This is a genomic window from Caballeronia sp. J97 (genome assembly GCF_905220305.1).
Lineage (GTDB): Bacteria > Pseudomonadota > Gammaproteobacteria > Burkholderiales > Burkholderiaceae > Caballeronia.
The window spans coordinates 1-20,702 of the sequence record NZ_CAJMZL010000035.1; the positions used below are offsets into that span (position 1 = coordinate 1).

At 63.7% G+C, this 20,702-nt stretch carries 19 protein-coding genes; 11 read left to right on the forward strand and 8 right to left on the reverse strand.

Going from position 1 to position 20,702, the window contains the following annotated elements; all coding sequences use genetic code 11:
• Positions 1-49: 49 nt before the first annotated feature.
• The 4 genes from U4Y90_RS30530 to U4Y90_RS30545 form a co-directional block, all read right to left on the reverse strand.
• The gene (locus U4Y90_RS30530) at positions 50-2,119 is read right to left on the reverse strand and encodes a putative bifunctional diguanylate cyclase/phosphodiesterase (RefSeq protein WP_321800362.1); all 2,070 of its coding nucleotides are present in this window, start codon (positions 2,117-2,119) and stop codon (positions 50-52) included.
• A gap of 110 nt (positions 2,120-2,229) precedes the next feature.
• Positions 2,230-3,501, reverse strand: coding sequence for a cardiolipin synthase (gene cls, locus U4Y90_RS30535; RefSeq protein WP_321800270.1), 1,272 nt, complete (start codon positions 3,499-3,501; stop codon positions 2,230-2,232).
• Between the two features lie 78 nt (positions 3,502-3,579).
• Entirely contained in the window at positions 3,580-4,383 is an 804-nt protein-coding gene (locus U4Y90_RS30540; protein ID WP_321800272.1) for a DUF4410 domain-containing protein, read from the reverse strand.
• Between the two features lie 195 nt (positions 4,384-4,578).
• A complete protein-coding gene (locus U4Y90_RS30545) occupies positions 4,579-5,436 on the reverse strand; it encodes a hypothetical protein (RefSeq protein ID WP_321800274.1) in 858 nt (285 codons plus the stop codon).
• Positions 5,437-5,645: 209 nt separating this feature from the next.
• Between U4Y90_RS30545 and U4Y90_RS30550 the strand changes: the two genes are divergently transcribed.
• Positions 5,646-6,434, forward strand: coding sequence for an SDR family oxidoreductase (locus U4Y90_RS30550; protein ID WP_321800276.1), 789 nt, complete (start codon positions 5,646-5,648; stop codon positions 6,432-6,434).
• 16 nt (positions 6,435-6,450) lie between these two features.
• Here the strand turns inward: U4Y90_RS30550 and U4Y90_RS30555 are convergent, their stop codons facing one another.
• Positions 6,451-7,866 (reverse strand): UdgX family uracil-DNA binding protein, encoded by a 1,416-nt coding sequence (locus U4Y90_RS30555; RefSeq protein WP_321800278.1) that lies wholly within the window; start codon positions 7,864-7,866, stop codon positions 6,451-6,453.
• Positions 7,866-9,077, reverse strand: coding sequence for a putative DNA modification/repair radical SAM protein (locus U4Y90_RS30560; RefSeq protein WP_321800280.1), 1,212 nt, complete (start codon positions 9,075-9,077; stop codon positions 7,866-7,868). The genes U4Y90_RS30555 and U4Y90_RS30560 overlap by 1 nt, the downstream gene beginning before the upstream one ends.
• Positions 9,078-9,191: 114 nt before the next feature.
• Between U4Y90_RS30560 and U4Y90_RS30565 the strand changes: the two genes are divergently transcribed.
• The 3 genes from U4Y90_RS30565 (at position 9,192) to U4Y90_RS30575 (ending at position 10,446) form a co-directional block, all read left to right on the forward strand.
• Positions 9,192-9,413 carry a hypothetical protein gene (locus tag U4Y90_RS30565; protein WP_321800282.1) on the forward strand — a complete coding sequence of 74 codons (222 nt, stop codon included), beginning with the start codon at positions 9,192-9,194 and terminating at the stop codon, positions 9,411-9,413.
• A gap of 118 nt (positions 9,414-9,531) precedes the next feature.
• Positions 9,532-9,825, forward strand: coding sequence for a hypothetical protein (locus U4Y90_RS30570; protein ID WP_321800284.1), 294 nt, complete (start codon positions 9,532-9,534; stop codon positions 9,823-9,825).
• 312 nt (positions 9,826-10,137) lie between these two features.
• Positions 10,138-10,446, forward strand: coding sequence for a hypothetical protein (locus U4Y90_RS30575; RefSeq protein WP_321800286.1), 309 nt, complete (start codon positions 10,138-10,140; stop codon positions 10,444-10,446).
• Between the two features lie 11 nt (positions 10,447-10,457).
• On the opposite strand, the gene U4Y90_RS30580 is transcribed toward U4Y90_RS30575, so the two are convergent.
• Positions 10,458-11,390 (reverse strand): aldose 1-epimerase, encoded by a 933-nt coding sequence (locus U4Y90_RS30580; RefSeq protein ID WP_321800288.1) that lies wholly within the window; start codon positions 11,388-11,390, stop codon positions 10,458-10,460.
• The gene (locus U4Y90_RS30585) at positions 11,387-12,187 is read right to left on the reverse strand and encodes a phytanoyl-CoA dioxygenase family protein (RefSeq protein ID WP_321800290.1); all 801 of its coding nucleotides are present in this window, start codon (positions 12,185-12,187) and stop codon (positions 11,387-11,389) included. The genes U4Y90_RS30580 and U4Y90_RS30585 overlap by 4 nt, the downstream gene beginning before the upstream one ends.
• Before the next feature lie 210 nt (positions 12,188-12,397).
• Between U4Y90_RS30585 and U4Y90_RS30590 the strand changes: the two genes are divergently transcribed.
• The 7 genes from U4Y90_RS30590 (at position 12,398) to U4Y90_RS30620 (ending at position 20,667) form a co-directional block, all read left to right on the forward strand.
• Entirely contained in the window at positions 12,398-13,486 is a 1,089-nt protein-coding gene (locus U4Y90_RS30590) for a LacI family DNA-binding transcriptional regulator (RefSeq protein ID WP_321800292.1), read from the forward strand.
• A 127-nt stretch (positions 13,487-13,613) separates the two neighbouring features.
• Positions 13,614-14,621: an ABC transporter substrate-binding protein gene (locus U4Y90_RS30595; protein WP_321800294.1), complete on the forward strand. Its 1,008-nt coding sequence runs from the start codon at positions 13,614-13,616 to the stop codon at positions 14,619-14,621.
• A gap of 70 nt (positions 14,622-14,691) precedes the next feature.
• A complete protein-coding gene (locus U4Y90_RS30600; protein ID WP_321800295.1) occupies positions 14,692-16,257 on the forward strand; it encodes a sugar ABC transporter ATP-binding protein in 1,566 nt (521 codons plus the stop codon).
• Positions 16,257-17,240 carry an ABC transporter permease gene (locus tag U4Y90_RS30605; protein ID WP_321800364.1) on the forward strand — a complete coding sequence of 328 codons (984 nt, stop codon included), beginning with the start codon at positions 16,257-16,259 and terminating at the stop codon, positions 17,238-17,240. Before U4Y90_RS30600 ends, U4Y90_RS30605 begins: the two co-directional genes overlap by 1 nt.
• A gap of 7 nt (positions 17,241-17,247) precedes the next feature.
• Complete coding sequence (locus U4Y90_RS30610; RefSeq protein WP_321800297.1) at positions 17,248-18,204, forward strand: ABC transporter permease; 957 nt, start codon at positions 17,248-17,250, stop codon at positions 18,202-18,204.
• Between the two features lie 216 nt (positions 18,205-18,420).
• On the forward strand, positions 18,421-20,184 hold the full coding sequence (locus tag U4Y90_RS30615) for a hypothetical protein (RefSeq protein WP_321800299.1): 1,764 nt from the start codon (positions 18,421-18,423) through the stop codon (positions 20,182-20,184).
• 12 nt (positions 20,185-20,196) lie between these two features.
• A complete protein-coding gene (locus U4Y90_RS30620) occupies positions 20,197-20,667 on the forward strand; it encodes a hypothetical protein (protein WP_321800301.1) in 471 nt (156 codons plus the stop codon).
• The last annotated feature ends 35 nt before the right edge of the window (positions 20,668-20,702 follow it).

Consider the following 20,702-nt stretch of genomic DNA (forward strand, 5'->3'; position numbering starts at 1 on the left):
ACCGCGAATACGGGATCTGGCGAATAAAAAACGAAAAACCAAACCCAACTCAAACCCCAACAGCAGCCTTCTCCAACATCCCCCCGAAAGCATCAGCCGACAATGGCATCGCCAACAAAAACCCCTGCATCTCATCACACATCATGTCCTGCAGCCTGTCGAGCTGCGACCCCGTCTCGACCCCTTCCGCGACCACATCCATATCGAGCGAATGCGCAAGCGCGATAATCGCCGACACGATCGCACGCCCTTCCTGCCCGTTCTCGTCGAGTCCGTTCGTAAAGAACCGATCGATCTTCAACTGCTTCGCGCGAAATCGCTGCAAATACGCGAGACTCGAATATCCAGTGCCAAAATCGTCGATCGCGATCTCGAACCCGTTCTCCTGAAACGCACGAATCATCTCGATGGTGCGCGGCGCATCCTGCATCGCCACCGTCTCGGTAATCTCGAACATGATCTGCTCGCTCTCGACGCCTTGCTCACGCACGATCTTCATGACGTTCGCGACGAGATCCGCCTCATGCATCTGCCGTGGCGACAAATTGATCGCCACCTTCACCGGCGGACGCCCTTCCGCCCGCCAGCGCGCGAGGTGCCGACAGGTCTCGCGCACGACCCAGTAGCCGATCTGCACGATCTGCCCGGAACGCTCCGCGATCGGAATGAATTCGAGCGGCGTCAGCGTGCCGATCTCCGGATGATCCAGCCGGATCAACGCCTCGGCGCCCGCCAGCTCGCCGCTCTTGCCGCGAAATTTCGGCTGGAACAGCAGGTAGAAATGTCCGCTGCTCAAAGCCTCGTGCAGCGCCTGCTGAATCTGCAGCGTCCGCACCGCCGCCTCGTTCATGCTCGCCTCGAAGAAGCGATACGTGCTGCGCCCGCCCCGCTTTGCCTCGTACATCGCGACATCCGCGTGCTTGAGCAGCGCCTCGACGTTGTCGCCGTCCTGCGGATACAGCGCGATGCCGATGCTCGGCATCACCTGCAACGGATGATTCCCGGCGAGGAGGCCCTTCTTCATCGTGTCGAGAATGCGCTCGGCCATCTTCTCGGCGTCGGTCGGCGCATGCAGGTTCTCGAGCATCACGACGAACTCGTCGCCGCCCAGACGCGCCACCGTATCGCCGCCGCGCACGCATTCCTGCAGGCGTCGCGCGAACGCCTTCAGCACCTCGTCGCCGACCGTATGGCCGAGCGAATCGTTGATCGTCTTGAAGCCGTCGAGGTCCATGAAGAGAATCGCGAAACTGCTGCCGCCGTGCTTCGCGCTTTTGATTGCCCGAGCGATGCGCTCGTTCATCGTGCGGCGGTTCGGCAAGTCCGTGAGCGTATCGAAGGTCGCCATGCGCACGATCTGGCCGTTCAGTCGCGACACCGATCCGGCAAGCAGCGCCGTGCGCGCGTCGAAGCGCGAGAGCACCAGCGTGATGATCAGGATCGCGAGCGTGAAGAGCACGATGGTCGTCGCGAGCCAGCGCACGTCGACGTCGTTGGCCGCGCCGCAGATCGAGCCCGGCAGGAACTGCGCCGCCGCGTTGCCCGTGTAGTGCATGCCGGTGATCGCGAGACCCATCACCAGCGCCGATCCCGCGCGCTTCGCGAGCACGTGCGTCTGGTTCGCATCGGAGAGCGTGTGCGCGATCCACAGCGCCGCGCCCGACGCCACCACCGCTATCGCGATCGACGCCGCGAACAGGCGCGGATCGTACTGGATCGCGGGCTGCATGCGCATCGCGGCATCGCCCGTGTAATGCATCGCCGCGATGCCCGCGCCCATCAGCACGCTGCTCACGACGATCCGCTTCGCCGTCAACTGCTTGCTCGTGATGACGAGGAGCGCGAAAAACGACACCAGCACCGCAATGCCGAGCGACCCCGCGGTGACCTTCAGGTCATAGCCGAGCGGAATCGGCAACTCGAAAGCGAGCACGCCGATGAAATGCATCGACCAGATGCCGATGCCCATCGACGCGGCGCCGCCCGCCAGCCAGACGTGCCGTGTGCGCGACCGCGCGAGCGACGCGATCCGGCCTGAAATATCGAGCGCGGTATAGGATGCGAGCGTCGCGACCACCAGCGATGCCGCGACCAGCCATAAGTTGTAGGTGCCGTGCATGAGTGCCAGTAGCCCGGAAAAGACTTGTTTGCGTGAGCGTCTTATCGGCTTACGTGCGGCGATCTTTAGGCAATAATCGAGAAATATTAGCGGCGCATCTCGCGCAAACGTCAAAGCTGCGAGTCGAGCAGCGCCGCGACGCGCTCCAGCAGCTTTTCGGCAAGCGGGCGGCGGCGCCAGTCATCGAGCGTGATGCGTTTCGCGTGCGCGACGTCGTCATCGAAAATCGCCGTCTGCTGACGCGCGAAGTCGCGGTCGTAGATGTTCAGGTTGGCCTCGTCGTTCAGCTTGAACGAGCGGCTGTCGAAATTGGTCGAGCCGACCGACACCAGAAATTCGTCGACGACGATCAGCTTGCAATGGAACATGGTCGGCTGATACTCGAACATTTCGACGCCTGCGGCGAGCAGGTCGCCCCAGCAAGCGCGCGACGCCTCGCGCACCGTATGCGTATCGATGCGCTTGCCCGGCGTGATTATCCGCACCCGCACGCCGCGCTTCGCCGCTTCGACGATCGCATTGATCGTCAGCTTGTCCGGCACGAAGTACGCGCTCGACAAGTGTATGGAATTCGTCGCGGCGGTGATCGCCATGAGATACATCAACTGCATGTCGTCGCTGCCGCCCGAGGGCGAGCTGCTGAACATGTGCGCGAAGCCTTCGCCCGCGTCGTCGATGTCCGGAAAATAGCGCGGGCCGTGCAGCACGTTGCCGGTCGCCTTGATCCAGTTGTCCATGAACACGGCCTGCATCTGGCCGACCGCCGGGCCCTCGATGCGAAAATGCGTGTCGCGCCAGTGCTTTTCGTCCTGCGCGTGCCCGGTCCATTCCTCCGCGATGCCCACGCCGCCCGTAAATCCGATGCGGCCATCGATCACGAGCAGCTTGCGGTGGGTGCGGTCGTTCATGCGCCCGAGGCCGGTCCAGTGCGGCTTGTGATACTGGATGACCTCCGCGCCCGCCTCGCGCAGCATCCGCAGGTAGCGCCCGTCCATCTTCGATGAGCCGACCCAGTCGAGCAGCACATGCACCGCGACGCCCGCGCGGGCCTTGTCGGAGAGCGCCTGCGCGAAATCCTCGCCGATCGCGCCCGACCAGTAGATAAACGTTTCGAAAGTGATGGTTTCGCGCGCCGAGCGAATGCCCTCGAGCATCGACGGAAAAATCTCGTCGCCGTTGACGAGCACCTCGAAGCGGTTGCCGCCAATGACGGGCGGACCGAGCAGCAGGCCCATCGAACGCACGAACTGCGGATCGTCGCTGGCGTACAGCCGTTCGATCTTGTGCTCGATCTTCTTTTCACCGCTCGTCAGATTCGCGATCACCAACACGACGACGAGCGTCACCACAACGGTCAGGACAATCAGGGCAATCGTCGGCATGCGCGGCCTCACGAAGCGAACATTCGTCCGGAACCATAGTGTAAGCAGGTTCCGGACCGCGCATGCCTCCTTTTTCGCTCAGCTCTTCGCCGGCATCCAGCCCTGTTGCTGGCCGAGCTTCGCGATTTGCTTGGCGATGCTGTCGCCGAGGCGCTTCTCATCGGACGACACACCCGCGTGCTTCGTTTCCGATACCGCGTGCAGCCCGCCCGACACTGCGATCGAACTCGCGACATGCCCCGCCGCCGCGCCCACGCCCGCCATTTCCGCAACGCCCGGTGCATGGCCGCTGTCGGCTTTCGCGTCGAACTGTTCGAGCAGTTGCGGTGCGCCGTGCGCAGGCTTGAAGACGAGTTGCACGGTCGCGCCGACCTTGCTTTCGCCCGCGCCGAGGCCGATCACCATGCGGCGGCGGCGATTGCCCGCATCGATCGTGTTGATGCTGCCTTCGACGACGAGCACGTTCTGGTCTTGCGGCGGCGGCGCGTCGGCGCGGACGGCGGAAAGGCCCATCGACTGGAGTTTGGCGACGATTTCGTTGGCGACTTCCTCGCGCGCCGCGATGGCGTCCTGCGTCTGCTTTTGCGCTTGCGAATCGCCGGACATCGCGGAGCCGATCTTCGAGATCAGGCCGTGATTGTCGAGCTTGACTTCGCTCGCGTCGCTGGCGAATGCGTAGACGTAGATAGTGTCCGGGCGCGCGGCGGGCGCCGTGCCGGCCGTCTGCACGTATTGGCCGGCGTTGTATTGGCTCGACGCCTGCGCGGGATTGCTCGCGCAGCCCGCGAGCAGCGCGGTGCCGACGACGAGTCCGGCAAGCGCCGCACCGCGCACCTTCTTGAAAACCGAATTCAGCGACGAGAGTTTGATCGAGTTCGACATGTTGCACCTCCGTACCGGCCGCGCCGGGAATCATTGATATGGGGATTCGTGGATGCGTGATACGGCTCTTCGTTCTCGCTGCTGCATTCGTTTCGTTTCACGCTTGGCGCAACTATGGACGATGCCCGCGGCGCAAGCTATCGAGCATTTATGTCGAGGGGTTTCACGGGCGCGAAAGGCCCGTGGGACAAGGCTTCAGCGGCTTAAGAATCCGAACGGATCGATCGATCGGACGTTTTCCGGATCGATCTTTCTTTCACTAACCGCGTCGCGCTGCAACTCGAACCAGCGGCCGAAGTCCCCCTCGAATTTCATGCTGCCCTGATGGACGAGCCTGGAGCGCGTGTCGATGACGGGCCGCACGCCGAGAACCGCCATGCGCCGGCAGAACGCGTAATCCTCGGACAGGTAACGGCCGGTTTCGGAATCGATCATGGTGTCGAAGAACGCGTAGTGGCAGTCGTCGTTTCCGGCGCTCGCTGCGAAATTCGAATCGCTCGCGTACGGCTTGTAGCGCAGCTCCGCAAAGTGCTGCTTGAGGTCGAGCAACACCTCGCGCTTGATCAGCATGAAGCCCGTGGGTGCATCGACGACTTCCAGAAAGCCGTCCGCATCGGGTGCATCGGCGGCCACTTTCGTGCTCACCGGAAACCTGCCGAAGCGCGTCTGGAAATCGGCGCGCCGGGTGCCCGCGGGCAGCGCTTCGTTCAGGCCGGACTGCGGCCAGCCATCGACTTTCATCGGATAGACGCCGGCCGCGACCGGCCGGTCCGCCTGCACGAGCCGCAGCACGTCGGCGGCCGTGAAGCCGATATCGCTGTCGATCCACATCAGATGCGTGAATCGCTCGTCGGCAAGAAAGTTGGCCGCCATCGCATTGCGCGCACGCGTGATCAGACTCTCGAAATTGTTGAACCCGACAGTGAAGGCCAGTCCATGTTGTGGGCCGGAGCTCAACAAATCGAGCAGGCCGTTGATGTAGCAGGTCGCGGCGCAGCCTCCGTAGGAAGGGGTCGCGATATAAAGGTGCGTGGGCGGAACGGGGGCGTTCATGGAACTCCTGAGCGGGTTCTTCCGGTTTGCAAAGATCTTTCATTATAGGTTCATATATTTGCAATCCTTATTAGATTGTTCCTAACCAGTCCGTTTGAATTCTATGAAGATGGCCGATTTCTGCAAATCTCTACACTTCTGGATAACATCCTGTGGACGCGTCGGAAAGCATATCGACGCGCACCGCCAACTCGTTCGAAGGAGCAGACATGGATCTCAAGATCGCCGACAAGCTCGCGCTGGTATCCGGATCGACCAAGGGCATCGGTCATGCCATCGCCGTGGCGCTCGCGCGTGAAGGCGCGCGAGTGATCGTCAATGGCCGTTCGCAGGCCTCCGTCGACGCGGCGCTCGCGAAGCTGCGCGAACTCGTGCCGAACGCGCAGACCGAAGGCTTCGCCGGCGACGTCTCGGACGCCGCGCAGGTCGGCGAACTCGTGACGCGCTTTCCGCACGTCGATATTCTCGTGAACAACATGGGCATCTTCGATCCGAAGCCGTTCGAGGAGATTCCCGACGACGAATGGCTGCGCTTCTTCAACACCAACGTGATGTCGGGCGTGCGGCTGTCGCGCGCGTATCTGCCGAAGATGAAGGAGAAGAACTGGGGCCGCGTCGTGTTCATCAGCAGCGAGAGCGGCATTCAGATTCCCGTCGAGATGATTCACTACGGCGTGACGAAATCGGCACAGATCTCGCTCGCGCGCGGCCTCGCGGAAAGCTGCGAAGGCACGGGCGTGACGGTCAATTCGGTGCTCCCGGGGCCGACGAGTTCGGAAGGCGTCACCGATTTCGTCGAAAAACTTTCAGGCGGCAAGAGCTTCCAGGACTTCGAGAAGCAGTTCTTCCAGGAAGCGCGGCCGACTTCGATTCTCAAGCGCTTCATCACGCCCGAGGAGATCGGCAACATGGTGGCGTATGTGTGCTCGGAGCTGTCTTCGGCGACGAACGGCGCGGCGTTGCGCGCGGACGGCGGCGTCGTGCGCGCGGCGTTCTGAGCGCCGCATCGCCGCACTACGCTTTCAGCGACGACGCCAGCTCGAGCGCAGCCACGATGGCCGCGACGGTGCGCTCGCGCGCGGCGTCGTCGGTTTGCCGCAGTGCATACGACGGGTGATACGTCGCGACGACCAGCTTGTCCCGATACGGCACGACGCGCCCGACATGCGCCGACAGCGTCGCGCGCCGGCCGAAAAGCGCCGTCAACGCCGTCGCGCCGAGCGTGACGATCACCTTCGCGCCGACCTCGCGCAGTTCCTGCTCGAGCCAGTACGAGCACGCTTCGATTTCCTGCTGCGCGGGCGTCTTGTGCAGACGCCGCTTGCCGCGCGGCTCCCATTTGAAATGCTTCACGGCGTTGGTCAGATAGACGTGCTCGCGCGGCACGCCGGCACGCTGCATCGAGTCCCGAAGCAGTTGCCCCGCCGGTCCGACGAACGGCTCGCCCTTCAAATCTTCCTGATCGCCGGGCTGTTCGCCGAGCAGCATGATGCGCGCATCGGGCGGACCGGCGCCGCGCACCGCCTGCGTCGCGTTGCGCCACAGATCGCAGCGGCGGCACGCGTCGAGCGAAGTGGGCGCATCGCGTTCAGGCAAGGCTTCGTGCGCATCCACTTGCACCGCCTTGCCGCCGAGCGCGCCGACGCTTTTCGCCTGCGCGACACGCCGCGCGCCGCCGCGTGCATCGCTCACGAGCTTCGGGATCAATGCGCCTTCCGGTAATCCTTTCCAGAAACGCACCGGCATATGCTGTTCGAGCGCGGACTCGTTCAGGCGCGCGGGGTTGAAGATGCTGCGGTAGTAGGTCATCCAGAGCGCTTCGGCGGCGTCGGGTACGTCGGCTGCACGATCCGACGCGAGCGCACGGCGGCGCTCCAGTTGCAGACGCTCGCCGTCGAACATCGCAGCGCCGTCGGGCGTCGCGATGAGCCATGTCGAACGCCCCATGCGCGCCGCGAAATGTTCCGCGCCCCACGCGAGCACATCGTGATCGGGCTCGTACCATGCGACGTATTCCGGCGCGCCGAGCGACGCGTCGCGCTGCCGGAAACGCACATAGGCGATCATGTCGTGCTGCGCGCGGCGCACCGCTTTCGCCATCTTGTAGAGACGCGCACCGTCTTCATCGGCGGCCGATGCAACCGAGCGGTCGCCCTGCGCCCAACGCCACAGCACGCGATAGAGAAAACTCCAGCGGCGCGCATCGCGAAAGTGCGCGGCATCGTTCAGCAACGAGGCCAACTCACGCGACACGCGGATGTGCGGCGCGTCCGCTGCCGTCGCCGATGGCGCCGATTCGCTGAACAAGCCCGGCTCCGCTTGCGACGTCGTGCGCCAGTCGACCGATTCCGGCGCGAGATTTTGGGCGAGCGCGTCGAGCGCGGCGGCGCGCCATGCGTCGAACTCGTCGTCGATGACGATGACGCGCATCAGATCAGCGAAAGCTGCACCGGCGCGGTGGCGAGCGCGCGTCGCAAGTCGTCGGACGGTGCTTCGGCGAGCGGCGGCCGGTAATCCGCCGTGACGACGAACGGCTTCACCTTGTCCATGCTGCAGCGCAGCCGCACGAGATCCTGATAGCGAACGCGCCGCGCGCGCCGCAACTCCACGATGCGCTTCGCGTTACGCATGCCGATGCCCGGCACGCGCGCGATCATGCGTGCGGGCGCGGCATTCAGATCGACCGGAAAACGCTCGCGATGCGCGAGCGCCCACGCCAGCTTCGGATCGACGTCGAGCGGCAGGTTGCCGGCATCGCCGAGCAGCTCGGCCGCCGCGAAACCGTAGCCGCGCATCAGAAAATCCGCCTGATAGAGCCGATGCTCGCGCAACAGCGGCGGCGCTTTCGACGGCACGCCCGACGGGCTGTCGGGAATCGGGCTGAACGCCGAGTAATAGACACGCTTTAGCTGATACGAGCCGTAGAGCGTTTCGGCGGTGCCGAGGATCGTGCGATCGTCGGTTTCGTCGGCGCCGACGATCATCTGCGTGCTCTGCCCTGCCGGCGCGAATTTCGGCGCGCGCGGCTCCGCTTCCGACTCCTCGCGCGCGACGCGGATATTGCCCATCGCCAGCTTGATCGTGCGGCTGCTTTTTTCGGGCGCGAGACGCTCGAGGCTGATTTCCGTCGGCAACTCGATGTTCACGCTCAGGCGGTCGGCATAGCGCCCCGCTTGCGCGATCAGTTCGGAGTCGGCATCGGGAATCGTCTTCAGGTGGATATAGCCGCGAAACCGATGCTTCTCGCGCAGCGTCTTTGCAACGAGAACGAGCTGTTCCATCGTGTAGTTCGATGAACGAATCACTCCGGAACTGAGAAAGAGACCGTCGATGTAATTGCGGCGGTAGAAGTCCAGCGTGAGGCTGACGACTTCCTCGGGCGTGAAGCGGGCGCGCGGCACGTTGCTCGAACGGCGATTAATGCAGTACCGGCAGTCGTAAAGACAAAAGTTCGTCAGCAGAATTTTGAGCAACGAGACGCAGCGCCCGTCGGGCGTGAAGCTGTGACAGATGCCAGAGCCGGTGCTCGCGCCCAGACCGTCGATGCCGCGCGACTCGCGCTTGGGCGCGCCGCCGCTCGCGCACGACGCGTCGTATTTGGCGGCGTCGGCGAGAATTTCGAGCTTTTCGGAGAGATCCATCTTGAATATGATACTGTATGTATATACAGTATCTCACGAGGCCTGTGGAGTCAAACGCAATTACCCTGCGCATGCTTCGCGCCTGCTCTCTAAACCTCGTATCCGGAGCCGTTCATGAGATTCGACTACAAGACGTTTCACATCGATTGCACCGCCCATCACGATCAAGACGGCAGCTACTACGCGCACGCGCGAATCACGCGCTCGCCAGGCCAGCGCACGGCGCATGTGGAAGTCTACGAATCCGGCGAACTGGACGCGTTCACGAGCGAGTCGGATGCCGTCCATTGCGCGAGAGCATGGGCGATCGAATGGTGTGACGAGGCGCTCGCGTAGCAATCGCACGCAATTGCACGTCTTCCCGCGGCACGGCGATTGCGCCAGCCAAGTCGCGACGCCGCCGCTTTCGTGCGAGGCGGCGCGCTTCAAGACCATCGATCACCGGGAGGACACCATGAAGAAAGCAAAGAGAGGTCTGCTTGTTTCGGCCATGATTCTGAGTCTGTCGGGCGCGGCGTTCGCGCAGGGCGCGGGTGGCGGCGCCGGCGGCGGAACGGCGGGCGGCAATGGCGCCGGCCAGGGCGGCACCGGCATGGGCACGCCGAACAGCAACGGCGTGACGGGCTCGACCTCGGGCGCATCGGGCGCGAATACGATGGACTCGTCTCACAGCAACAAGATGCAGAAGAACAAAAAGAGCAGTTCGGATTCCGGTGCGTCGAGCGGCGGCGCTGCCAAGTCGTATTGAGCGTAACGATTTAGACACTTCAGCGCGCTCGGGCTTTCTGCGAGCCCGGGCGCGCTTTTCATTCGATCCGTGCAGCCACGGTTTCCGGCCTTTCGTGCTTACCCCTCCAAAGCATCCCTCCCAGATAGGGATTTCTCACGCTCCCGCATCGCCTTAACTTAGTCCCTGAGCGCGCCGTGCGTCGCGCCCGGCGCGGCTTTGCTTGTCGCGCCGGACGAAGCGTGCCCGCTCGATCCATCCATCGACAACGCTGCAAGGAGTCCGAGAATCGCGTTCCCGGCTGCTTGGGCATTCGTTTCAAGGAGCTCAAACATGAAGGCAAAGATCAACCGGAAATTGCTAGCGATGATGGCCGCATGCGCCGCGGTCGCCAATGTCGCCGGCATCGCTGCGGCGCACGCCCAAGGCATGCCCGCCGACGCGCAGCAACTCGTCCAGACGATGCGGCCGATGTACATGGCGCAGGACATGTCCGCGGCAGCGCCGGCGCAAACCGCCGCCGACCCGCAACAGTCATCCGATGACGGCTCGGCATACGGCGGCATGACGCCCGGCTCCGCGAGCGGGCGCCGCGATGGCGGCTGCAACGTGGCGAGCTGCAACACGTTCTTCGGTCAGTAAGCGCCGACGCTTCAATTCACGCGAGTCGTCCAGGCGAATTTCGCGCTGACCGACTCGCCCGGTTTCAGCGCCGCGCCGCCCTTCATCGGGCCGCCGGTATCGAGATTGACCCAGTCCGCCACGTTGCTCACCGGCTCGACGCACAGCAGTTCGGGATGCGCCGCCGGCGCGTACACCACCATGTGATCGAAAGGCGCTTCGGCGTCGAGCGTGATCGCGCGCGCCTCGTCCGGCCACACGATCGTCGCCGTGCGCGACCAGCCGGCGAAGTTATTGTCGAGATCGAATGAATCGGCGGACATGCCTTCTTTCGACGCCATCGCATCGACGCATGGATGCGGCCCCGCGTGCGTCGGCAGCAGATCGGGCGTGCTGTGCCACATCGCCGCGACGCACGCTCGAACGCGCGTGTTGCGCGTGCGCGGATAGTACGGGTGATGCCCCATGCCGAACGGCATCGGCCGATCGGACAGGTTGCGCGCGGATAGCGTGACCGTTAGCGTGTGGGCATCGAGCGCGATGTCCTGCGTCGCTTCATACGCGAACGGCCAATGACGCGCCGCGTCTCGCGAAGGTTCGTGCAAAAAATGCAAACGCGCGCGCGACTTCGACACGTCGCCCACTCGCCACGGCAAGCGCCACGCGTTGCCATGCAGCGCATGCGCGAACGCATTGCCATCGCCGGAAAGATCGATAAGCGCGCCGTCGAACATGAAACGCGCATCGCGGATGCGGTTGCAATACGGCAAGAGCGGAAAGCTCGCCATGCCGAGCGGATCGCGCGCGGCGAGCGCGGCGGGCGTCGCGGGACGCAGCCAGTCGATCGAACGGCCATCGCGCGTTTCGTCGAATGCCGCGATCGATCCGCCGACGTGCGGCGCGAGCAGCACGCGCCGCGCGCCGTGACGCAGCTCGACGAGCGTATCGGACGGCGCGGCGCTCAATATGCGAACTGCCGGTAGCTTTCGTCGAAGGTGCGCGCCGTCTTCTCGACGAGAGGATTGAAGCGCAACAGACGCCGCGCCCGCGCGGGCAGTTCGGCGAAGACATCGCGCGGCACGTCGATATGCACCTCGGGCCGCAAATACCACGCGCGGCTATAGCCGATCACGACCATCGGGCGCGGCGCGCCAGTCAGGTTCGGCGTGCCGCGGTGCAGACCGCGCACGTCGCGAATCATGACGTCGCCCACTCGCATGGGCACACGTTCGGCGACGAAGCGACCCGCTTCCAGGCCCGCCAGCGCGTCGTCACGCGACATGCGATGCGTGCCGCGCGTCGTTTCGAGCGGGCCGTTGCGATCATCGACATCGACGAGCGGAATATTCACCGCAAGCTGGAATGAAGGCGTTTCTGGCGCATCGTCGAACAGCGGCGGCGTGTCGCGATGCCAGTCCTGATACTCGGAGCCGAGCACGGGCGTGTCGGTGGCGAGCTGGCACATCACCGGATCGCCTCCAGCCACGCGCTCCACGATCCCGACGATATCCGCATCGCAAAAGATCGACGGATCCGCGAATTCGTCTTCGAACGGCAGCGTGACGTAGTAGCGTCCCGGCCCGCGATTGCCGCTTGCCGATGCTTCGAGCGCGGCATCGACGTGCGGTTGCAAGAGCGGCGCGAACGCGTCCCGCCAGGCATGGAGCGTCGCACGCGGGAAATGATCGCGCAGCAGCACGAAGCCGTCTCGCTCGAAGGCTTCGGCAAGCGCGTCTCGCATGCTCTCGTCGTACTTGCCCATGCGCGGTCTCCTGTTTCAGGCGCGAGAACAGAATCGCATGCGTGTAATCCGTTCGTCAATATTATTAGTAATAACTCGTGAAAACCCTGAGCGAAAATGACCAATAAACCCGTGCTTTCCGCGTCGTTCATCACTAATATTAGTGGCAAGCATCTCCGGACCGCGACGCATGATCCGCGAACAGTTCAGCCGCCCGATGCGGCCCGCACAATGAAAAAATCCACGCAACGCCGCCCGACGATGACCGACATCGCGAAGCTCACCGGAGTTTCGCAATCGACGGTTTCGCTCGTGCTGAACAACGCGAGCGGCGCCAAGTTTTCCGACACCACTCGCGACAAGGTGCTGCGCGCCGCGCAGGAACTCGGATATCGCATGACGCAGCGCGAGCCCGTCACCGCGCTGGAAAGTCAGGGCGAACGCAATCTGATCGTCTATCTCGCCGATGAAATCTCGACGAGCCCGCATCCCGTCGTGAGCATCGACGGCGCGCGCGATGCCGCGTTCGCCAACGGCCGCATGCTCGCCGTCTATTCGACGCACGGCAACGCGGAGATCGAGGCGCGCGTGCTCGACGCGACGCTCGGCAATCCGAACGTGCTCGGCGTGATCTACGCGACCGTCTACACGCGCCGCGTCACCTTGCCCGCAGCGCTTGCCAGGGTGCCGACCGTGCTGCTCAACTGCTATACGAGCGACGCGAGCGTGTCCTCGGTCGTGCCGGCAGAAGTCGCGGGCGGACATACCGCGACGGATCATCTGCTGGCCGCCGGCCACAAGCGCATCGGTTATATCAACGGCGAGCCGTGGCAGGACGCGGCGCGCGATCGGCTGAAGGGTTATCGCACCGCGCTCGCGACGGCCGATCTGCCGTTCGCGCAGGAACTGGTGCGCGAAGGCGACTGGAGTCCCGGCACCGGCTTCGAACAGACGCTCTCGCTGATGCGCGAGCCGAATCCGCCGACCGCGATCTTCTGCGCGAACGATCTGATGGCGCTCGGCGCGATCGAGGCGCTGAAGCAACTCGGCCTGCGCGTGCCCGACGACGTCTCCGTGCTCGGCTACGACGATCAGGAAATCGCGCGGCATACGCATCCGCCGCTCTCCACCGTCGTGCTGCCGAACTACGAGCTCGGCCGCTGGGCGGTCGAGACGCTGCTGCAGGAGGAAGAGAACCGCGCTGCGGGCGCGCCTGTCAGGCGCCGCACCGTGAAGCTCGACGGACCGCTGATCGAACGCGGCTCGGTCAGGGAAATCACCGACATCAAGCTGCTCGCAAGCAATAATATTAGCGATTGACCGTTAATAAAATCGAATGAAATAATCGCCACAGAAGGACGCCTTACCCAACTCTCGCAGTAGGCAGACCGGGCAGGACAAGCATCGGCACGACTACAAAAAGGCAAACCATCCCATGGAGGAAGACATGCTGTCGCTAGAGAAGAAATCGCGTCCGGGCTCGCGCCCGCTCGCAGCCGCACTGACCGCGCTGACGCTCGCCGCCGGCTTCACCGTCGCGCACGCCGCCGATGACGCCCTGCCGAAGATCCCGAACAAGAAGCCATTGAAGGTCGGCTTCGCCCAGACCGAGAGCAACAATCCGTGGCGTCTCGCGGAAACCAAGAGCTTCAAGGACATCGCGGCGAAATGCGGCTGGCAGATGGTCATGACCGACGCCAACAGCTCCGCCGCCAAGCAGGTCTCGGACATCCAGAGCATGATCGCGCAGCACGTCGATCTGCTCGTGTTCCCGCCCCGCGAAGAGAAGCCGCTCGTGCCGGTGGTGATGCAAGCGAAGAAGGCGGGCATTCCGGTGATCCTCGTTGACCGCAACATCGACCAGTCGATGGCGAAAGCGGGCAAGGACTACATCACGTTCATCGGCTCTGACTTCATCGATCAAGGGCAGCGCGCCGCCAACTGGCTCGTGAAGGCGACCAACGGGAAGGCAAGCATTATCGAGCTGGAAGGCTCGACGGGCGCTTCCGCTGCGAACGATCGCAAGAAGGGCTTCGATGATGTCATCGCGAAGAATCCGGGCATGAAGATCGTCGCGTCGCAAAGCGGCGATTTCGCGCGCGACAAGGGACGTCAGGTGATGGAGACGCTGCTGCAGGCGCATCCTGATGTCACCGCGGTCTACGCGCACAACGACGAAATGGCGCTCGGCGCGATCGCCGCGATCAAGGCCGCGGGCAAGCAGCCGGGCAAGGACATCGTCCTCGTGACCATCGACGGCACCAAGGGCGGCCTCGAAGCGATCAAGGCGGGCGAACTCGGCGCGAGCGTGCAATCGAGCCCGTTCTTCGGTCCCCTCGCATGCGATGTCGCGCAGAAATACGCGAAGGGCGAGACGGTCCCGCCGTGGGTGAAAGTCTCGGATCGCTTCTACGACAAGAGCAACGTCGACGCAAGCATGCAGTACGGGTACTGAGCGAAGTGTGTGTGACTTGCGGGCGTCTGAACAATGGCGCTCGCTTTTTCATTGCGACGGACCTCAACGCATGACTCGACCTCTCCTTCTCGACATGCAGGACATCGACATCGCATTCGGCGGTGTCGCTGCACTGAAGCGCGCGCGCCTGAGCGTCGCGGCGGGCGAAGTGCACGCGCTCATCGGCCAGAACGGCGCGGGCAAGTCGACGCTCATCAAGATTCTCACGGGCGCCTATCGCAAGAGCGCCGGCACGATCCGCTTCGACGGGCGCACGGTGGATTTCCGCACGCCGAAGGACGCGCGCGAGGCAGGCATCAGCACGATCTATCAGGAGATCAATCTCGTGCCGTTCCGCTCGGTCGCGGAGAACATCTTTCTCGGGCGCGAGCCTCGCCGCTTCGGTCTCATCGACTGGAATACCGTGCAGCGGCGCGCGGCCGAATTGCTCGAATCATTCGGATTGCGAATCGATGTCAGAAGGCCCGTGCGCGAGTTCTCCACCGCGATCCAGCAGATGATCGCGCTCGCGCGCGCGGTTTCGTCGGATGCGAAGCTGGTCATCATGGACGAATCGACGTCCTCGCTCGACGAACGCGAAGTGGAACTGCTCTTCACCGTCGTGCGCCGTTTGCGTGACGACGGGCGCGCGGTGATCTTCGTGTCGCATCGGCTCGATGAACTGTATGCGCTGTGCGACCGCGTCACCGTGATGCGCGACGGGCAGACCGTCGCTGAAAGCCCGATGCAGGAGATGGACAAGCTCAGGCTCGTCACGACGATGCTCGGCCGCACGCTTGCCGCCGTCGTGCACGAGGACAGCGCGGTCAAGGAAGCGAATCTCGCGAAGCGCGGGCCGGTGGCGCTGTCGGCGCAAGGGCTCGCGGCGGGCGCGAAGGTCACGGACGTATCGCTCGACGTGCATGCGGGCGAAGCCGTCGGTCTCGCGGGTCTGCTCGGCTCGGGACGCACGGAGACGATGCGCCTTCTCTTCGGCGCGGATCGTCCGGCGAAAGGCACGCTCGAGATAGGCGGCGCAAGCGCGGCGTTCAAGTCGCCGAAGGATGCGATCGCGCGCGGCATCGCTTATCTGACTGAGGACCGCAAGGCCGAGGGAATCGTCCCGGAACTGTCCGTGCGCGACAACCTCACGCTCGTCTGCCTGCCCGCATTGACGAAGCGCGGTGTCGTCGATGTCGCGAAGCAGCGCGAGATCGTCGATCGTTTCATCGAATCGCTCGGCATCAAGCTGCGTTCGCCCGATCAGCCGATACGCGAGCTCTCCGGCGGCAATCAGCAAAAGGTGCTGCTCGCGCGCTGGCTCGCGACGCACCCTCGCCTTCTGCTGCTCGATGAGCCGACGCGCGGCATCGACGTCGGTGCGAAAGCCGATGTCGCGAACATCGTGCGCGAATTGCGCGATGCGGGGCTGGCGGTGCTGCTGTCCGCATCGGAACTGGAAGAACTGACGGCGGTGGCCGATCGCGCGGTCGTGATCCGCGACGGCGAGACGGTCGCGCAACTCGACGGCGCGCAGATGAGCGAGGCCTCCATCATGGATGCGATCGCCTACGGCGCGGGAGAACAATCGACGCTGGCGGAAGCGGTGCAATCGTCGGCGCGAGGAAGCGAATGATGATCGACAAGACGCAACCGGCAGCCTCCCTGACGCAGACAGCGCCCTTGAAGAAGAAACGCGGCGTCGCGATTCAGCGCGAAGTCGCCGTGCTGCTCGCGATGATCGTGTTCAATCTCATCTTCACGCAGCACTTCCTCTCGTTGCAGACGTTCAACGTGAATCTCACGCAGGTGGTGACGATCGTGATCGTCGGCATCGGCATGACGCTCGTGGTCGCGACGGGCGGCATCGATTTGTCGGTGGGCGCTTCGATGGCGATCGCCGGTGCGCTCGCGCCGATGCTCTTCATGAATATCGATGGCCCGCTCGGCATTGTGCTCGCCTTCACGCTGCCGGTCCTCGCGGCCGCTGCGTGCGGCGTCTTCAACGGCTTTCTCGTGACGCGCCTCAATGTTCAGCCGATCGTCGCAACGCTCGTGTTGTTCATCGCGGGCCGGGGCGTCGCGCAGGTCGTCACCGATGGCAGTCTGCAGGCGTTCAACAATCCGGCGTTTCAATGGATCGCGCTCGGGAAGATCGCGGGCGTGCCGTTCCAGATCCTGTTGATGCTCGCGCTCGTCGCATTGTTCACGTGGATAGTGCGCAAGACGCTGTTCGGCAAATACCTGCTCGTGACCGGCGGCAATGAGGACGCCGCCTATCTCTCCGGCATTCCGACCGCGCGTGTGAAGATGATCGCGTACACCGTATGCGCGGCGCTCGCGGGGCTCGCGGGACTCATTTCGATTTCGGTGAATTCGTCGTCGGATGCGAATGTCGTGGGCCTCGGCGTGGAGCTCGACGCCATCGCGGCGGTCGCTGTCGGCGGCACCGCATTGACGGGCGGCAAGGCGTATATCACCGGCACGCTGATCGGCGCGCTCATCATCCAGTTGCTGCGTTACACGCTGCTCGCGCACGGCATTCCGGATGCAGCCGCGCTCGTGCTCAAGGCCGCGATCATCATTGCCGCGGTATACGTGCAACGCAAGCGAGGCTGACTCTGCCATGAAGAAGAACCTGCCTGTCCTGATTGCGCTCGTCGCGTTGCTCGTGCTCGGCGTCACCCGTTACGAACATTTCGCGGACGCGTACAACATCACGTCGTTCTGGCGTTACAACTCGATGTTCCTGCTGATATCGATCGGCATGGCGTTCGTGATCATCACGGGCGGCATCGATCTGTCGGTGGGTGCGGTAGCGGCGCTCGCGAGCGTCGTATCGGCGCTGGCGAGTCCGCACGGCGCGCTGGCGGGCGTGCTCGCGGGATCGATAGCGGGTCTCGCGGTCGGCGTGCTGAACGGGCTCGTCATCACGCATATGCGGATTCTGCCGTTCATCGTCACGCTGGCGACGAGTCTCGGCGCACACGGGCTCGCGCTCTTGCTGGGTCATAACGATGCAGTCGCGATAGCGTCGGATATGCGCTTCGCCGCGTTTGGTCAAGGCGATTTTCTGGGCCTGCCGATTCCCGGCATCGTCGCTGCTGCGGCGGCGGTGACCGGATGGATCGCATTGCGCAGTTCGCGATTCGGGCGGCATGCGCTCGCCATCGGCGGCAGCGAAGAGGCTTCGCGTCTGATGGGCTTGAACGTGGATCGCACGCTGGTCTTCGTGTATGCCGCGAGCGGCTTGCTCGCGGGCATCGCGGGCGCGATTCTCGCCGCGCAATTCGGTGCGGGACAGCCGAACGAAGGCGTCGGATGGGAGCTGTTCGCGATTTCGGCCGTGGTGCTCGGCGGTACGCGACTGACGGGCGGCGACGGATCGATTGCGATGACGGTCGCCGGCGTCACGTTGCTCGGGCTCGTGTTCAATCTCCTGAACTTCGAAAACGGGCTGGGGTATATCAGCCTGTCCGCTTACTGGCAGTCGGTGATTCGCGGGTTGTTCCTGCTGCTCGTGATCGTATTGCAGGCGCGGGTGCTGAAGCGGCGCCCCGATGCCTCGAAGGTCGCACACTAGAGGCTCCGCGACGCCGGGCCCTCCCTCCGGATTTCCCATCGCCCCGCTTGCGTTGCGCGTTGCTGCGCAGCGGGCGTTTGCATCGGCCTGCGCGCCCATGCAGCGATTGTCGCATCAGCCTTCGAGAGCCTCGCCAAATCGGACCTTTCCGATAGCACGAGATTTAGGACGAGACCTAGCATTCCACGTTCATCAAAACGAAAGGAATGCTGAGGCATGGTTAGAAAAAATAAAACGCCGCGCTTGCGCTCGAGGATCATCGGGTTTTCGCTCTTCGCATTGTCCACCGCCATGCTCTCGGCGTGTGGAGGCGGCTCGGACAGTGGCGGCGACCCGGTCCAGAATAACGGAACCGCGCCCGACGGCGGCAACGGTGGAAACACACCGAGCGTCGCTCACGCTGACGTTTCCGGCAAGCTCACCTATGACTTCGTGCCCACGTCCACCACCGAGAACGACGACGGAACGGTGGGCGCGAAACTCGACTACACGAAGATCGAACACAAGCCGGTGCGCCATGCGTTCGTCGAAGTTCTCTCGGAAGACGGTACGAAAGTGCTCGGCAACACTTATTCCGATGACAACGGCGCCTATTCGATCAGCGTTCCGGTGGCCACGCGAGTCTATGTGCGCGTCTCGGCCACGGCCGCCGAAAGCCCGGATAACGCGTCCGGCTATTCGCTCAGCATACGCGACAACAGTTCGATGATGTACGCGATCGCACCGGGCCTCGCGTCGATCTATTCGATGCGCAGCAGCGCTTTCAGCAACGAAGGCGCCGGCACCAAAGTCGACCTGAATGCGGCCTCCGGCTGGACCGGCAACGGATACGGACAGACCCGCGCCGCCGCACCGTTCGCGATTCTCGACGAAATCGTGACTGCGGCGCAGAAGATGCGCGCGACCGCGACGGATGTGCCGCTGCCCGCATTGAACGTCTTCTGGAGCATCGACAACCGCCCGACCGCGGGCGACCAGTCGAAGGGCTTCATCAACACCAGCCACTACGAGGGCGCAGGCGCGGGGAAAGGACTGTACATTCTGGGCGCGGAAAACGTCGACACCGACGAATACGACGCCAGCGTGGTGGTCCATGAGTTCGGACACTACGTGGAAGCCAACCTTTCGCGCTCCGACAACATTGGCGGCCCCCATGGATTGGGCAACGCGCTCGACATGCGGGTCGCGTTCGGCGAAGCGTGGGGCAACGCATTCTCGTCCATGATGCGCGGAACGCCGGTCTACACGGACACGGTCGGATCGCAGCAGTCACAGACCGGCGTCGCGATGCGACTCGATCAGGTTTCGGCGACGGACGTCAAAGCGTGGTTCAACGAAGCGGCCGTCGGCAACTTCCTGTATTCGCTCAATGCGTCGCCCGACATCGGCTTCGAGCCGATCTATCGAGCCATGCGCAACGGCGAGAAGGTCACGCCGGCGCTCACGAGCGTCTTCTCGTTCGCGACGGCGCTGCGCCCCACGCTGAGCGATGCCGGCAAAACCGAGCTCGACGCAATGCTGACTCAACTCGGAGTCCCGGGCGGGCCCCAACTCGACGAATGGGGCACGAGCATGATGCCGCCGCAAAACTCGAATCCAAATATTCCGGCGATTTACCCGATATACGTGCCTCTGAAGCCGGATACCAGCGCGACCTCCTGCACCACGACGGCATTCGGCGCGGGTAACAAGCTAGGCAATTTCGGTCATGCGCGGCTGACCGTTCCGGCCGCGGGCAGATATAAATTGACGCTGGGTGCCTTGCAAGACGGCGTGAGTCCGGAGAACTACAGGGTTTCCGTCTACCTCGCTGGCAAGGAAATCGCCGCGGCGTCGGCGACCGACTCCGAGTACACATATCGACTGGACTCGGCGGGTGACTACAGCGCCGACATTCTGCCGACCGCCAATGCCGATGAAAGCACTGCGCAAAGCGCGACACCCTCGTGCATCTCGGTGTCGCTGCAGCGCGTCAACTAACGGGGACCTTCCATGAAAACACTTATCGCCATGTTCGGCCTGATCCTCGCAGTCGGCACTTCGACGGTTACGGCCGGAACGAATGCAGGCAGCACGCGCGTGCAGGCCTCCACCGAAGCCCGAGGCGCGCCGGGAAGCCCGATCGGCGTTGAAATCGACTTCACTGGCCTGCCCAAATCGGCAGCCGCCAGCGTCAGCTACGCGACCGAAGGCGATCTCACGCTCACGAGTCCCGCGCGCAAGCAACTGACAGCCGACGGCAAAGGCTTTGCGCACGACAAGGTCGTCGTGCAGGCGAAATCGGCAGGTGTGTACTTCCTGAACGTGTTCGCTTCCGTGAACGGCATGACGAAGGCCGTGTCGATTCCGGTCACCGTCGGACAGGCACAGTACAAACCGCGCGCGGCGAAGTCTGTCGGCGCTTCGGACGCGCAGCAGGTCATCGAAATGCCTGCTCAGGAAGTGATCCGCCCGGCGAAGTAAGTCTCTGCGCCGCACGGCACGGCGATCAGCCGCGC

What these genes read in the sequence shown, in the direction of transcription:
- U4Y90_RS30545 (WP_321800274.1), bottom strand. Translation starts at nt 5,436, where the DNA reads ATGAACGCCCCCGTTCCGCCCACGCACCTTTATATCGCGACCCCTTCC.
- U4Y90_RS30610 (WP_321800297.1), top strand. Translation starts at nt 17,248, where the DNA reads ATGAAGAAGAACCTGCCTGTCCTGATTGCGCTCGTCGCGTTGCTCGTG.
- U4Y90_RS30530 (WP_321800362.1), bottom strand. Translation starts at nt 2,119, where the DNA reads ATGCACGGCACCTACAACTTATGGCTGGTCGCGGCATCGCTGGTGGTC.
- U4Y90_RS30600 (WP_321800295.1), top strand. Translation starts at nt 14,692, where the DNA reads ATGACTCGACCTCTCCTTCTCGACATGCAGGACATCGACATCGCATTC.
- U4Y90_RS30565 (WP_321800282.1), top strand. Translation starts at nt 9,192, where the DNA reads ATGAGATTCGACTACAAGACGTTTCACATCGATTGCACCGCCCATCAC.
- U4Y90_RS30595 (WP_321800294.1), top strand. Translation starts at nt 13,614, where the DNA reads ATGCTGTCGCTAGAGAAGAAATCGCGTCCGGGCTCGCGCCCGCTCGCA.
- U4Y90_RS30570 (WP_321800284.1), top strand. Translation starts at nt 9,532, where the DNA reads ATGAAGAAAGCAAAGAGAGGTCTGCTTGTTTCGGCCATGATTCTGAGT.
- U4Y90_RS30615 (WP_321800299.1), top strand. Translation starts at nt 18,421, where the DNA reads ATGGTTAGAAAAAATAAAACGCCGCGCTTGCGCTCGAGGATCATCGGG.
- U4Y90_RS30540 (WP_321800272.1), bottom strand. Translation starts at nt 4,383, where the DNA reads ATGTCGAACTCGATCAAACTCTCGTCGCTGAATTCGGTTTTCAAGAAG.
- U4Y90_RS30590 (WP_321800292.1), top strand. Translation starts at nt 12,398, where the DNA reads ATGAAAAAATCCACGCAACGCCGCCCGACGATGACCGACATCGCGAAG.
- U4Y90_RS30555 (WP_321800278.1), bottom strand. Translation starts at nt 7,866, where the DNA reads ATGCGCGTCATCGTCATCGACGACGAGTTCGACGCATGGCGCGCCGCC.
- U4Y90_RS30605 (WP_321800364.1), top strand. Translation starts at nt 16,257, where the DNA reads ATGATCGACAAGACGCAACCGGCAGCCTCCCTGACGCAGACAGCGCCC.
- U4Y90_RS30620 (WP_321800301.1), top strand. Translation starts at nt 20,197, where the DNA reads ATGAAAACACTTATCGCCATGTTCGGCCTGATCCTCGCAGTCGGCACT.
- cls (WP_321800270.1), bottom strand. Translation starts at nt 3,501, where the DNA reads ATGCCGACGATTGCCCTGATTGTCCTGACCGTTGTGGTGACGCTCGTC.
- U4Y90_RS30560 (WP_321800280.1), bottom strand. Translation starts at nt 9,077, where the DNA reads ATGGATCTCTCCGAAAAGCTCGAAATTCTCGCCGACGCCGCCAAATAC.
- U4Y90_RS30575 (WP_321800286.1), top strand. Translation starts at nt 10,138, where the DNA reads ATGAAGGCAAAGATCAACCGGAAATTGCTAGCGATGATGGCCGCATGC.
- U4Y90_RS30550 (WP_321800276.1), top strand. Translation starts at nt 5,646, where the DNA reads ATGGATCTCAAGATCGCCGACAAGCTCGCGCTGGTATCCGGATCGACC.
- U4Y90_RS30585 (WP_321800290.1), bottom strand. Translation starts at nt 12,187, where the DNA reads ATGGGCAAGTACGACGAGAGCATGCGAGACGCGCTTGCCGAAGCCTTC.